We start from the raw sequence: 11,878 nt of genomic DNA, 5'->3' as shown, positions 1-11,878 counted from the left end.
GGTCATTTCACAATCGCGAGGAGCCGTCAGCCGGGCTCGCCGACGACGCGGCGGGCGCGCAGGGACCTCGCCTCCTCGTCCGGGACGCCCAGGACGTCGCGCAGGATCTCGTCGGTGTGCGCACCGAGGACCGGCGCGGGCGCCGGGGCCGGCACCTCCTCGCCCAGCCGCAGCGGGGACGCGGGGGCGAGATGGCGGCCGATGCCCGGCTCGTCCAGTTCGCCCATGAGCGGCTCGTCGTGCAGGCCCGCCGCGACCTCCGCGAAGCCGCGGTACCGAGAGCACAGCACCGAGGTGCCCTTCAGCCCGTCCTCGACCTCCGCGCAGGTGCGGGAGGCGAACCAGGGGGCGAGGACGCCGCCGAGCGCGTCCCGGTAGGCGTACCGGTCACCGGCGGTGCGGAAGTCGGCGCCGAGGGCCCGCTGCAGCGCCTCGGCGACCTCGGTGAGCCCGGTGGCGGCGAGCAGGTCGCGCCAGTGCCGCGCGGACAGGACCGCGACCATGACCCGCCCGTCCCCGGTGACGAAGTCGCGCCCGAAGTCACCGAACAGCTGGTTCCCGAGGCGCGGCCGCACCTGCCCGAGCTGCGCCTCGGCGAGCATCCCGAGGTTGCCGGCCGTGGCGAGCGCGACGTCGGACAGCGCGACCCGCAACCGGGTCCCCTCGCCGGTGCGCAGCCGGTGCCGCTCGGCGGCCAGCAGCCCGACGGTGAGGTAGAGACCGCACGCCACGTCCCAGGCCGGCATGACGTGGTTGGACGGCTCCGCGCTCCCGGACGGCCCGGTGATCGACGGGAAGCCGACCTCGGCGTTGACCGTGTAGTCCACGGCGTTGCCGCCGTCCCGCGTACCGAGCAGCTGCACGTGGATCAGATCGGGCCGCACCTCCCGCAGCGCCTCGTACGTGAGCCCGTCGCGCGGCGGCGCGTTCGTCAGCACCACACCGGCCTCCGCCGCCAGCCGCGCGACGAGCGCGCGCCCCTCGGCCGACCGCAGGTCGGCGGTCAGCGACCGCTTGCCCTTATTCAGCCCGGCCCAGTACAGGCTGCGTCCGGACGGGGCGAGCGGCCACCGGTCGATGTCCGGGCCGCCGCCGATCTGGTCGACCCGGATCACGTCCGCGCCGAGTTGGGCGAGGGTCATCCCGCCGAGCGGCGAGGCGACGAAGCTGGACAGCTCGACAACCCGCAGCCCCGCCAGCGGTGGCGTAGCGTCATTCTGCATTCCACCGAGTATGCGGGTCCCCGTCCCGCCCCCACGGGCCGCCCGCCTCCCCCAGCCCCGAGCGCAGCAAGGACCGCGCCGGCGCCGGTCGGCTCGGGGGGTTGCGACCAGCACCGGCGCGGCCGTCTCGGAGTGTCTTCAGCCCCTTCCCCGACCACGTGGCGACCTGGACCGTCGCGATCGCGAGCGAAGCCGGATTCGAGCTTGCGAGAATCCGATCGCGCAGCGAGCCCCCAGGGCGAGCCGAAGCGATGCAGCGATCGCACGCAGGTGCCCGTTGAAGGGGCCCAGAGGCCGACTCCCAAGGGCAACGCCAAGGAACGCTTCGCCGGGGCCGGGCGCCGCCACGGTGAGGACGGTGGCGGCGGCCCGGCCTCCGGCAGGACCGGGCCCTGGGGAGGGTTGGACCGGCCCTTCGAGGGGGTCCGGGTTACGAGGTCGGCAGGGTTGGTTGGCTGGTCACGCCGAGGGTGTCCTCGACGAGGGTGACGAAGACCTCGGCGTCGTGGAGGAGTTCCTCCGCTTCGCGCGGGGTGACGGCGCGTGGGAGGCCGGCCTCGGCGGCGGCGCGCTTGTCGGCGCCGGCGGCGAAGAACGCGGCCCACTCGCGCAGTGCGGGCTCGGCTTCGGGCAGCAGTACCCAGACGCTGCGCGGGCGTCCGCGCCGGTGGGTCTCCAGGGGTTCCTTGGACGCCAGCACCGCGGCGGCGGCGCGCAGCGCGGCCAGGTGGGCGCAGACGTAGCGGACGGCCGGCGAGGTCGCCTCGGCGGCCTCGGCGAGGCCCATGCGGGCGGCGTGCAGCTGGCCGACCGCCGTGTGGACCGGACGCGGCGCCGGGAGCGCCCGGTGGCGCGGGGCCGGTGCGGGCTGGGCGGCGGAGTGGACTCCGCGCGCCGCCGTCGTTGCGGACATGACTGCCTCCTTCCGGGGCTCGGGCCGGCCGGGCGGAGAGCTTCCCCTCACTCCGCCCGGCCGTCCGTCCCGCCGGCCACCGCTGCACCGGTCGGGGACGTCGCCCTGGCGCGGGCCGCGAGTCCCGCGCCACATCGAACATAAGTTCGACGCACTCACAGTAAAGCGCCCTGCCGCCGATTCGTCAACGTGTTCGAACGGGTGTCCCTGACCTGCGTTCCGGGGCATACGCGCAGGAAAACGGCGGGTCGCGAGGGCCCGCCGCACCATAGGGTGCTGGCATGCATCCGAATGTCGAACGGGTCGCCGCGGCGCTGCGCGGGCACGGCGCCACGGGAGAGATCGTCGAGCTGCCGGACTCGGCCCGCACCGCCCAGGCGGCGGCGGACCAGCTCGGCTGCGAGGTCGGCGCGATCGCCAACAGCCTGGTCTTCGACGCCGACGGCACGCCCCTGCTGGTGATGACGAGCGGCGCGCACCGCGTGGACACCGGCAAGGTCGCGCTGCTGGTGGGCGCGGAGAAGGTGCGGCGGGCGACGCCCGAGTTCGTCCGGGAGGCGACCGGGCAGACGATCGGGGGCGTCGCCCCGGTCGGGCACCCGGCGCCGATCCGCACGCTCGTGGACGTCTGGCTGGACAAGTACGACGAGGTGTGGGCCGCCGGCGGGCTCGCGCACACCGTCTTCCCGACCAGCTACGACGAACTGTTGAAGATCACCGGGGGTACCCCGGCCGAAGTGAGCTGAAAGGGCCCACATGGAGATCTGGCACAACCCGCGCTGCTCGAAGAGCCGCGCGGCCAAGGCCGCGCTGGACGAGGCGGGCGTGGAGTACACCGAGCGCCGCTACCTGGACGAGCCGCCCACGGCGGACGAGCTCGACGCGGTGCTCAAGCGGATCGGCGCGGAGCCGTGGGACGTGGCGCGGCTGAACGAGCCGGTCGCCAAGGAACTGGGGCTGAAGGACCTCGAACACGACCGCGCCCGGTGGATCGAGGTCATGGTGGCGAACCCGGTGCTGATCCAGCGGCCGATCGTGCTGACCGGTGACGAGGCCGTGGTCGCGCGGGACCCCGAATCGGTGCTCCGCTTTCTCCCGACCAACCAACCCCGACCGACCTCCTCGTAGGCTCTCGACAGCCGCTGATGCCGGTGTGATTCTGGGGATCGGAACGCTGCGGCGTTCCACGCCGACGATGGGTGACGTCCGGGAGGGGCGATGACCGCGCAGATGCGCACCGGCCCGGCCGCGCGCGACCCGGAGTTCCGGGGCATCGACCCGCCCGCGCTCGACCAGGTGATCCGGCAGCTGCGGGACGCGCAGGCGGCGATCTCGGGCTGGCTGAACGGGCACCGCCCGCCGGCCGGGGTGTCGCAGGCCGGGTACCGGCAGGCCGACCAGGTGGCGCACTGGGCCTCCGGGCAGCTCGGGATGCTGACGCGGCGCTACAACTTCGCGGTCACCCATCCCGACCCGGGCGGCGGGGTCGACGCGCCTCCCGCGCCGAAGCCCGTGCCGGCGCCGCCCCGGACGGGGAGCCCGGCCCCGGGCGGGACGCCGCATCCGGTGCGCCCGCCCCGCCGGACGCCCCCGGTGCGCAAGGTCGCGCCGACTCCGCGGGGCGCGGGCGACCTCGGCGGCTACCCGGACCGTCCGGCCGCGCAGAAGGCGGCCCGGGCGGACGCGCTGGCCGTCGCCGCCGCCGTGCAGGACGGCAAGGCCGTCCCGGACGCGGTGTGGAAGCGGCTGAAGGCCGACGCCGGCGACCCCGACTACACCGAGGCGCTGTACGGGCGGCTCGGCCCCGCGGGCGCCGCGGACCTGGTCAGGGCGGCGCACGGCGACGAGGCGCGGCTGAAGGTGATCGAGGAGTCGCTCGGCACCTCCAGCCACCACCTGGCGATGGACGTGACGTGGCTGCGCGCCTTCCTCGCCGAGGCCGACCGCGCCGGGGTGCGTCCGGCGGCCGTCCAGGTGGTCACCGAGGCCGCGATGAGCGGCAGGACCCGCGAGGCCATCGCGAAACTTCACCGAGACGCCGTACTACGAATAAGGAACACAGCGCAACACCAGCAGAGCACATCGAGCGATACCGCGCCAGCCGACCGGGTCGAATATCGGCCTGATGTGAGGTCGCCGTGACTCCTCCGCTCCGAAAGGTGAGCGGCTTCTCGCTAAGCTGCGTCCACAGCATCGCGAAGGGCAAGCCCTGCCCTGAGAATGTTGATCGCCGCGTTGATGTCGGCATGAGCGGCGTGCCCGCATGCCATGCATTGGAACACGGCCTGGCTCACGCGGTTCCCGGCTGCGCAGTACCCGCAGGCACTGCAAGTGCGGGAGGTGTTGCGGGGATTGACTGCGATCAGCTCACGACCGGCACTTTCAGCCTTGTACGCGAGAACCGTCAGCAACACCCCCCAACCCGCGTCCAAGATCGAACGGTTCAATCCTGTCTTCTGCGCGACGTTGCGGCCAGGGTCCTCCCTCGATCCGGAGGCCGACCGTGTCATCTCCGCGATCCGCAGGCGCTCGTGCACGATCACGTCATGCGCACGGACGAGACCCAAGGCCGTCTTGTGCGCCGTGTCCAAGCGCTGTCGGCGGATCTTGGCCTTCCATTCGGCGACGCGCCGGACGGCCTTGCGGCGCCGGTTCGACCCGCGCGTGCAGCGTGCCAGGTCGCGTTGCGCAACGGCCAGCCGGTCGGCCGACGAGCGCAGGTGACGCGGATTGGCCACGTGTTCACCGTCACTGGTTGTGACCAGCGACGCCACTCCCACATCGACACCAACGATTGCGCCGGTCGCGGGGAGCGGCTCGGCAGGCACTTCGTCACAGGCCAAGATCGCGAACCACCGAGGACCTTCGCGCTTGACGCTGATCGTCTTCACCACGCCCCGCACCGGACGATGCTGGTGGACGCGGACATGGCCGATACCCAGCAGATAGAGGCGGGTGGTCCGCTCATGGGGCTGGGAATCCCAGCACGCGCCGTTCTTCCGAGCGGGCCATTCCACGTTGTCGAATCGCCCCTTCCCCTTGAATCTGGGGTAGCCAGGGCGCCCGCCGGCCTTGACCCGACGGAAGAACGCGGTGAACGCCTTGTCCAGACGCCGCAGTGTCTGTTGTTGGGACCCGGCAGACCAGCGACCTTGCCCTTCCTGGTCCGCTTTGCGGATCTCCTTCAGCTCAGCAGACTGGTCGCTGTACCGGACCGTTGCCCCGGCCTGTCGATATGCCGTCCGGCGATGCTCCAAGGCCGCGTTATAGAGTTGCCGATGATCCTCCAGGCACGCGGCCAACGCCCCAGCCTGTCGGGCGGTCGGCCGCAGCAGGAACTTCATCGACCGTCTCACCGTTCGCGCCGCCGTTCCTCGCTGCGCAAACCTTCGTCCAGCAGCATGCATGCCGCAGCGTTGATCGAGATACCCGACTGCTCGGCGTACTGCTCAATCCGCCGTTTCAGCGCGGGGGGAACCCGAAGGTTCAGCGACTCCCGCGCCACGCCCCTGATCACAACCAAAATGCTACCACTTTGGGAGAGGAGGGAGCGCGGATTCGACTCCGGCCCAAGCGCCGGAGCCTCCCTCGCGCACTTCTGATGGCCGCTCCGCCGCCTCCGGGGAGCCTGCCCCCGCCGTACACGGCCGCCGGGGCCGCCGAGCTGTCGCCGACGGAGCAGCCGAATCCCGAGTACGAGCGGCTGTACCACGCCTATGCCGACGCCTACGGCAGCATCGATCAGGTCAGGCGGGCCCTGGACGCGCCGGCGCGGACGCTCGGCTCGACCGACGCGTGGCTGGGCCCGGAGGCGCGCGAGTGGGGCGCGCAGCTCGATTCCCAGCGCGGGACGCTGAAGAAGGCGGCCGACCGGATCCTGTGGGACATCTACGACCGGCTGTCGTCCACGCAGCGCACCACCCCGCGGGTCTAGTCTCTTCCGGGTGAGGGACCCGAAGCTGCGCGAGATCGACGAACGCGCCTTCCTACGCCGGCTCAGCCCCATGCTCGACGTGTACAGGGCCGCCATGGAGCCGCCGGAGGAGCAGTTGCCGGGCCGGCACACGATCATGGAGCGGCACGCGGCCTACCCGTCGTTCCGCGCGTTCGTCGTGGAGCGGCGCGGCGCGCTGCCCGGCCTGCCCGGACCGGTCCACGGGTTCGCCTACGGGTTCAGCGGGGCGCGCGGGCAGTGGTGGCACGACGTGGTGTACCAGGCGCTCATCGACGTCGGCGGCGACGCGCACGCCGAGTCGTGGATGGACGACTCGTTCGAGGTGGCGGAGCTGCACGTGCACCCTCAGGCGCAGGGCCGGGGCCTCGGCCGGGCGCTGCTGACCGCGCTGTGCGAGGGCAGGCCGGAGCGGACGGTCGTGCTGTCGACGCTGGACCGCCGGCCCGAGACCCCGGCCCGCCACCTGTACCGCTCGGTCGGCATGGTCGATCTGCTGACCGACTTCGAGTTCCCCGGCGGCGGCCCCCGCTACGCGGTCATGGGCGGGACGCTGCCCCTGGCGCCGTACCCGCCGGACTCCAGCAGCCCGTAGACCTCGCGCGTCGCGGTCGACTGGTTGAAGGTGATGAAGTGGACGCCGGGCGCGCCCTGCTCGAGCAGGTCGCGGGACAGGTCGGCGGCGTGCTCGATGCCGAGCCGCCGCACCGCGTCCGGGTCGTCGGCCACGGCGTCGAAGCGGGCCCTGACCTCGGGCGGGAACGGCGCGCCCGACAGCTGCTCGGAGCGCTCGATGGTGCTGTACTTGGTGACCGGCATGATGCCGGGGATGATCGGCGTCTCGCAGCCGGCGGCGGCGACCCGGTCGCGCAGCCGGAAGTAGTCGTCCGCGCGGAAGAACATCTGGGTGATCGCGTAGTCGGCGCCGGCGCGGCACTTGGCCACGAAGTGGCGGGTGTCGCTCTCGATGTCGGGCGAGCGCGGGTGCTTGTAGGGGAACGCGGCGACGCCGACGCAGAAGTCGCCATAGGAGCGGATCATGTGGACGAGCTCGGCGGCGTACTCGACGCCCTCGGGGTGCTTGGCCCACTCCCCCATCGGGTCGCCGGGCGGGTCGCCGCGCAGTGCGAGCACGTTGCGGACGTCGGCGGCGGCGAACCGGCCGATCAGGTTGCGCAGCTCGGCCTGGGAGTGGTTCACGGCGGTGAAGTGCGCGACGGGGGTGAGGGTGGTGTCGGTGGCGATCCGCTCGACGATGTCGACGGTCTTGTCGCGGGTGCCGCCGCCCGCCCCGTAGGTGACCGACACGAACGTCGGGTGCAGGGGCTCCAGCTCGCGGATCGTACGCCACAGGGTCCGCGCGCCCTTGTCGGACTTGGGCGGCATGAACTCGAAGGAGAAGGAGCGCTCGCCCGAGGCGAGCAGCTCTCGGACGGTGGGAGGCCGGACGGGACGTACGGGTCGCATCCCCCAAGCCTACAGGCGGGCTCCTCCGGGGTCCCGCGGACGGCCCGGCCTCGGGCGACGCCTCCGTTACGGGTGATCCTGCACACGTCCACACCAACGTAATGCCTCTATTTCCTGTGATCGACTGACATATCCCCTAATAGCTGGCGGGTGGATTCCGTCCGGCTGGATACGATCGCGGGCATGTCGAGGCTGCCTGCGGGAGGACGACCCCCCGCGCCCCCCGGATCGCTCCGCTCGTCCTGGAGCCGCATCCGCAAGGAGGTCGACGAGGCGCTGCTGGCCTTCGTCGACCGCCAGCGCCCCGGCCTGCTGGCCATCAGCGACGACCTCGGGCCGCTGCTGTCGGCCCTGGACGCGCTGCTCGCGGGCGGCAAGCGGCTGCGCCCGGCGTTCTGCTACTGGGGCTGGCGCGCGGCGGACGGCGGCACCGACGACCCGGCGATCGTGCACGCGGCGGCGTCCCTGGAGCTGCTGCAGGCGAGCGCGCTGATCCACGACGACGTGATGGACTCCAGCGACACCCGGCGCGGGCAGCCGTCGGTGCACCGCCGGTTCGAGGCGCTGCACCACGCGCAGGGCTGGCCGGGCGCCGCCGTGCCGTTCGGCGCGGGCACCGCGATCCTGCTCGGCGACCTGTGCCTGGCCTGGTCGAGCGAGATGTTCGAGACCTGCGGGCTGGACGAGGAGCGGCGCCGCCGCGGCCGGGCCGTCTACGACCTGATGCGCACCGAGGTCATGTGCGGCCAGTACCTCGACATGCTGGAGGGCACCCGCGGCGGGGCGACGGCGGAGACGGCGCTGCGCGTGGTGGAGTTCAAGAGCGCCAAGTACACGATCGAGCGGCCGCTGCACCTCGGCGCCGCGCTGGCCGGCGCCGACCCGCGGGTCACCGCCGCGCTCACCGGCTACGGCCTGCCGCTCGGCATCGCGTTCCAGCTGCGCGACGACGTGCTGGGCGTGTTCGGCGATCCCGCGGAGACCGGCAAGCCGGCCGGCGACGACCTGCGCGAGGGCAAGCGGACCGTGCTGGTCGCGCTCACGCTGGAACGCGCCACCGCGGCGCAGGCGGCCGCGCTGGAGCGCCGGCTCGGCGACCCGGAGCTGGACCTTCCCGGCGTGGACGAGGCGCGCGCGATCATCGAGGAGACCGGCGGCCTGGCGGCCTGCGAGGCGATGATCGACGGCTACCTGGACGAGGTCGGCCGCGCGCTGGCCGGCGCGCCGGTCGCCGAGGAGGCCCGCGACGCGCTCGCCGAGCTCGCGATCGCCGCCACGGCCCGCCGCACCTGACCCGTCCCGCCCGCGATCGCGCCCATGATCGGGGGACGTCCGGGGCCGTATTGGCATGTGATCCAAAAGTAACGATCCGGCCAAGTGAGGCCGCGGGGGTAGCACCGTTCCACCATTTGGTGGCAGAAATGTCGCCATGTGCGCAGACATCCCCGGGAACCGCGTGCCGCGCATCGCTCCGCTGCCCGAGGCGGAGTGGGACGACACGCTGAAGGCCGCGACCGCGTCGATCGGTCCGCTGAACGTCCTCACCACGCTCGGCCGCCACCCGAAGCTGTTCGGGAGCTGGATCCGCCTCGGGACGGCGCTGCTGATGAAGGGCCTGCTGAGCGACCGCGACCGGGAGCTGGCCATCATGCGCACGGCGTACCTGCGGGACTGCGCGTACGAGTGGGGGCACCACCGCCGGCTCGCGCTCGCCGCGGGCCTCAGCGAGGCCGAGGTCGCGGCGCTCCGGCTGCCGCTCGACGACCACGGCTGGGCCGACGACGACCTGATGGTGCTGACGGCGGCGGACGAGTTGAACGAGCGCAGCACCCTCACCGGCGCGACCTGGACGGCGCTGTCGGCCCGGTTCGGGGAGCAGGAGCTGATCGAGCTGGTGATGCTCATCGGGCACTACCACATGGTCGCCTTCGCGCTGAACGCCCTTCGCGTCCAGGACGAGGAGGAGCACTGATGCGGCCCTTCGCAGAACGGCCGAGCACGCGGACGGGGACGCGGACGGGCACGCGAACGGGCACGCGGACGGGCACGCGGACGGGCACGCGAACGGGCACGCGAACGGGCACGCGGACGGGCACGCGAACGGGCACGCGAACGGGCCGATGGACGGGCAGGTGGACGCCGGCCGCGGGGGCGCTGGCGTCCGTGCTCGCGCTCGCCGCGCCCGTCTCCACCGCGTTACCGGCGCAGGCGGCGCCGACCAGGTGCGGCGACCCGGCCCAGCGCCCGTGGTGCGACGCGTCGCTCACCGCCGACCGGCGGACGGCGCTGCTGATGGCGAAGATGACCGACGACGAGAAGATCGCGATGCTCGCGTCGGACGACCCGCTCGGCGGCCCGCTCGGCGGCTTCATCGACACCGCGCACGCCGACACCAACAGCGGCATCCCGCGGCTCGGCATCCCGCCCGTCTACATGGCCGACGGCCCGGCGGGCGTCCGGCAGGGCAAGGCGACGCGGCTGCCCGCGCCGATCTCGCTGGCCGCCGGCTTCGACCCGGAGGCGGCGCGGCTGTACGGCGGGACGGTCGCGTGGGAGGCCAGGCACCGCGGCAACGACCTGATCTTCGGGCCGACCGTGGACGTGCTGCGGGTGCCGCGCAACGGCCGCTCTTTCGAGGGCTTCGGCGAGGACCCGTACCTGTCGTCCGGCCTCGGGGCGGCCTGGATCCGCGGCGCGCAGGCGCAGGGCGTCATGGCGTCGGTCAAGCACATGGCCGTCTACAGCCAGGAGACCGACCGGCTGTCGCTGGACATGAAGGTGGACCCGCGCACGCTGCGGGAGGTCTACCTGCCGCCGTTCGAGGCGGCGGTGAAGCAGGGCGGCGCGGCCACCGTGATGTGCGGGTTCGGCAAGCTGAACGGGCGCTGGGCCTGCCAGGACGACGGCGCCCTCAACAAGGTCCTGCGGTCGGAGTGGGGCTTCAAGGGGTTCGTGCCGTCCGACCACACCGCCGTGCAGGACACCGCGGCCGGCGCCAACGGCGGCGTCGACATGGAACTGCCGATCGGCATGCACTACAACGCGTTCATGCTCAAGCAGGCGGTCGCGCAGAAGACGGTGACGCAGGCGACGATCGACGGGCACGTCCGCAACGTCCTGCGGACGATGTTCGCGTTCGGGGTGTTCGACCGGCCCGCCTACCCCAACGACCTCGGGACGATCGACCGGACCGCGAGCGAGACCGCCGCGCGGAAGATCGCGGAGAGCGGCATCACGCTGCTGCGCAACGCCGGCGGGATCCTGCCCCTGAAGTCGCCGTCGTCCATCGCGCTGGTCGGACGGGCCGCGCGGGAGAGCCAGAGCGGATCGGGCTCGGCGAACGTCGTCCCGTTCAGCGCCGTCAGCGCGCAGGACGGCATCGCCCGCCGCGCGGGCTCCGGAACGAAGATCACCTACACCGACGGCGGGAACGCCGGTGCCGCCGCCGACGCCGCCCGCAAGGCCGACGTCGCGATCGTGTTCGCCACCGACAGCGAGGGCGAGTTCTTCGACCGGTCCTGCCTGACGCTCCAGTGCGGCGACCCGCTGCGCGGCGACCAGGACGCGCTGATCAGCACCGTCGCCAAGGCCAACCCCAACACGATCGTCGTGCTGGAGACCGGCGGCCCGGTGCTGACGCCGTGGCGCAACCAGGTGAAGGGCATCGTGGAGGCCTGGTATCCCGGCCAGGAGGGCGGGAACGCGCTGGCCCGCGTCCTGTACGGGGACGTCGACCCGGGCGGCCGGCTGCCCGTCACCTTCCCGGCCGCGGAGAACGACGCGCCTACGGCCGCGAACCCGTCCCAGTTCCCCGGCGTGAACAAGACCGTCACGTTCTCCGAGGGCGTCATGGTCGGCTACCGGCACTACGACGCCAAGGGGACCACGCCGGCGTTCCCGTTCGGGCACGGCCTGTCCTACACCGCGTTCCGCTACGGCGGGCTCACCGCCTCGTCCACGTCGGTGCAGGTCACGGTGACCAACACCGGCCAGCGGGCGGGGACGGCCGTCCCGCAGCTCTACCTCGGGCTGCCCTCGCCCGGCGTCGACGTGCCGCAGCCGGCCCGGCAACTGAAGGGCTACGCCAAGGTCGCCCTGGCGCCCGGCCAGAGCAAGCGCGTGACGTTCCCGCTGACCTCGCGGTCGCTGGCGTACTGGAACGAGGGCGCGAAGGCGTGGAAGGTCGCCGCCGGCTGCTACAGGGTCATGGTCGGCGGCTCCGAGCGCGACATCACGCAAACGGGGACCTTCGGGACGTGTCCCGCCAAGTAAAGATCGGGGTTCCGCTGTCCCGATCCGCGGTCACGCGGTAGAAATGAGGAA

General features: G+C 72.7%; 13 protein-coding genes. 8 read left to right on the top strand and 5 right to left on the bottom strand.

All coding sequences use genetic code 11. The features are described from left to right. Positions 1-26: 26 nt before the first annotated feature. Together ABD296_RS23475 and ABD296_RS23470 are read right to left on the bottom strand one after the other, a co-directional pair. Complete coding sequence (locus ABD296_RS23475) at positions 27-1,223, bottom strand: CoA transferase (protein ID WP_344270810.1); 1,197 nt, start codon at positions 1,221-1,223, stop codon at positions 27-29. 430 nt (positions 1,224-1,653) lie between these two features. Further along, positions 1,654-2,136 carry an SAV_6107 family HEPN domain-containing protein gene (locus ABD296_RS23470; protein WP_344270808.1) on the bottom strand — a complete coding sequence of 161 codons (483 nt, stop codon included), beginning with the start codon at positions 2,134-2,136 and terminating at the stop codon, positions 1,654-1,656. Positions 2,137-2,417: 281 nt separating this feature from the next. On the opposite strand from ABD296_RS23470, the gene ABD296_RS23465 reads away from it, so the two are divergent. The 3 genes from ABD296_RS23465 to ABD296_RS23455 all read left to right on the top strand — a co-directional run bounded on the left by ABD296_RS23465 (position 2,418) and on the right by ABD296_RS23455 (position 4,278). Continuing rightward, positions 2,418-2,882, top strand: coding sequence for a YbaK/EbsC family protein (locus tag ABD296_RS23465; RefSeq protein WP_344270805.1), 465 nt, complete (start codon positions 2,418-2,420; stop codon positions 2,880-2,882). Between the two features lie 10 nt (positions 2,883-2,892). After that, a complete protein-coding gene (locus ABD296_RS23460; RefSeq protein ID WP_344270802.1) occupies positions 2,893-3,264 on the top strand; it encodes an arsenate reductase family protein in 372 nt (123 codons plus the stop codon). Between the two features lie 90 nt (positions 3,265-3,354). Further along, the gene (locus ABD296_RS23455; protein ID WP_344270799.1) at positions 3,355-4,278 is read left to right on the top strand and encodes a hypothetical protein; all 924 of its coding nucleotides are present in this window, start codon (positions 3,355-3,357) and stop codon (positions 4,276-4,278) included. Positions 4,279-4,310: 32 nt separating this feature from the next. Here the strand turns inward: ABD296_RS23455 and ABD296_RS23450 are convergent, their stop codons facing one another. Both ABD296_RS23450 and ABD296_RS23445 read right to left on the bottom strand, forming a co-directional pair. Further along, positions 4,311-5,480, bottom strand: coding sequence for an RNA-guided endonuclease InsQ/TnpB family protein (locus ABD296_RS23450; protein ID WP_344270796.1), 1,170 nt, complete (start codon positions 5,478-5,480; stop codon positions 4,311-4,313). 8 nt (positions 5,481-5,488) lie between these two features. Then, a complete protein-coding gene (locus tag ABD296_RS23445; RefSeq protein WP_344270793.1) occupies positions 5,489-5,653 on the bottom strand; it encodes a toxin-antitoxin system HicB family antitoxin in 165 nt (54 codons plus the stop codon). An 84-nt stretch (positions 5,654-5,737) separates the two neighbouring features. On the opposite strand from ABD296_RS23445, the gene ABD296_RS23440 reads away from it, so the two are divergent. Both ABD296_RS23440 and ABD296_RS23435 read left to right on the top strand, forming a co-directional pair. Further along, a complete protein-coding gene (locus ABD296_RS23440) occupies positions 5,738-6,070 on the top strand; it encodes a hypothetical protein (protein WP_344270790.1) in 333 nt (110 codons plus the stop codon). Between the two features lie 10 nt (positions 6,071-6,080). Beyond that, a complete protein-coding gene (locus ABD296_RS23435) occupies positions 6,081-6,683 on the top strand; it encodes a GNAT family N-acetyltransferase (protein ID WP_344270788.1) in 603 nt (200 codons plus the stop codon). On the opposite strand, the gene metF is transcribed toward ABD296_RS23435, so the two are convergent. Continuing rightward, the gene (gene metF, locus ABD296_RS23430) at positions 6,620-7,555 is read right to left on the bottom strand and encodes a methylenetetrahydrofolate reductase [NAD(P)H] (RefSeq protein WP_344270785.1); all 936 of its coding nucleotides are present in this window, start codon (positions 7,553-7,555) and stop codon (positions 6,620-6,622) included. The genes ABD296_RS23435 and metF overlap by 64 nt on opposite strands. Positions 7,556-7,738: 183 nt before the next feature. Here metF and ABD296_RS23425 point away from each other — a divergent pair, with 183 nt between their 5' ends. From ABD296_RS23425 to ABD296_RS23415, 3 genes are all read left to right on the top strand, one after another. Beyond that, complete coding sequence (locus tag ABD296_RS23425; protein ID WP_344270783.1) at positions 7,739-8,848, top strand: polyprenyl synthetase family protein; 1,110 nt, start codon at positions 7,739-7,741, stop codon at positions 8,846-8,848. Positions 8,849-8,984: 136 nt separating this feature from the next. Beyond that, on the top strand, positions 8,985-9,527 hold the full coding sequence (locus ABD296_RS23420; RefSeq protein WP_344270780.1) for a carboxymuconolactone decarboxylase family protein: 543 nt from the start codon (positions 8,985-8,987) through the stop codon (positions 9,525-9,527). Positions 9,528-9,718: 191 nt separating this feature from the next. Continuing rightward, positions 9,719-11,827: a beta-glucosidase family protein gene (locus ABD296_RS23415; protein WP_344270777.1), complete on the top strand. Its 2,109-nt coding sequence runs from the start codon at positions 9,719-9,721 to the stop codon at positions 11,825-11,827. Positions 11,828-11,878: the final 51 nt, after the last annotated feature.

The organism is Actinomadura napierensis (genome assembly GCF_039529375.1).
Classification (GTDB): Bacteria; Actinomycetota; Actinomycetes; order Streptosporangiales; family Streptosporangiaceae; genus Spirillospora; species Spirillospora napierensis.
Note: the sequence above shows the minus strand (reverse complement) of the source record. Positions and strands in the feature narration are given on the sequence as shown.

What these genes read in the sequence shown, in the direction of transcription:
- ABD296_RS23475 (WP_344270810.1), bottom strand. Translation starts at nt 1,223, where the DNA reads ATGCAGAATGACGCTACGCCACCGCTGGCGGGGCTGCGGGTTGTCGAG.
- ABD296_RS23470 (WP_344270808.1), bottom strand. Translation starts at nt 2,136, where the DNA reads ATGTCCGCAACGACGGCGGCGCGCGGAGTCCACTCCGCCGCCCAGCCC.
- ABD296_RS23465 (WP_344270805.1), top strand. Translation starts at nt 2,418, where the DNA reads ATGCATCCGAATGTCGAACGGGTCGCCGCGGCGCTGCGCGGGCACGGC.
- ABD296_RS23460 (WP_344270802.1), top strand. Translation starts at nt 2,893, where the DNA reads ATGGAGATCTGGCACAACCCGCGCTGCTCGAAGAGCCGCGCGGCCAAG.
- ABD296_RS23455 (WP_344270799.1), top strand. Translation starts at nt 3,355, where the DNA reads ATGACCGCGCAGATGCGCACCGGCCCGGCCGCGCGCGACCCGGAGTTC.
- ABD296_RS23450 (WP_344270796.1), bottom strand. Translation starts at nt 5,480, where the DNA reads ATGAAGTTCCTGCTGCGGCCGACCGCCCGACAGGCTGGGGCGTTGGCC.
- ABD296_RS23440 (WP_344270790.1), top strand. Translation starts at nt 5,738, where the DNA reads ATGGCCGCTCCGCCGCCTCCGGGGAGCCTGCCCCCGCCGTACACGGCC.
- metF (WP_344270785.1), bottom strand. Translation starts at nt 7,555, where the DNA reads ATGCGACCCGTACGTCCCGTCCGGCCTCCCACCGTCCGAGAGCTGCTC.
- ABD296_RS23425 (WP_344270783.1), top strand. Translation starts at nt 7,739, where the DNA reads ATGTCGAGGCTGCCTGCGGGAGGACGACCCCCCGCGCCCCCCGGATCG.
- ABD296_RS23420 (WP_344270780.1), top strand. Translation starts at nt 8,985, where the DNA reads ATGTGCGCAGACATCCCCGGGAACCGCGTGCCGCGCATCGCTCCGCTG.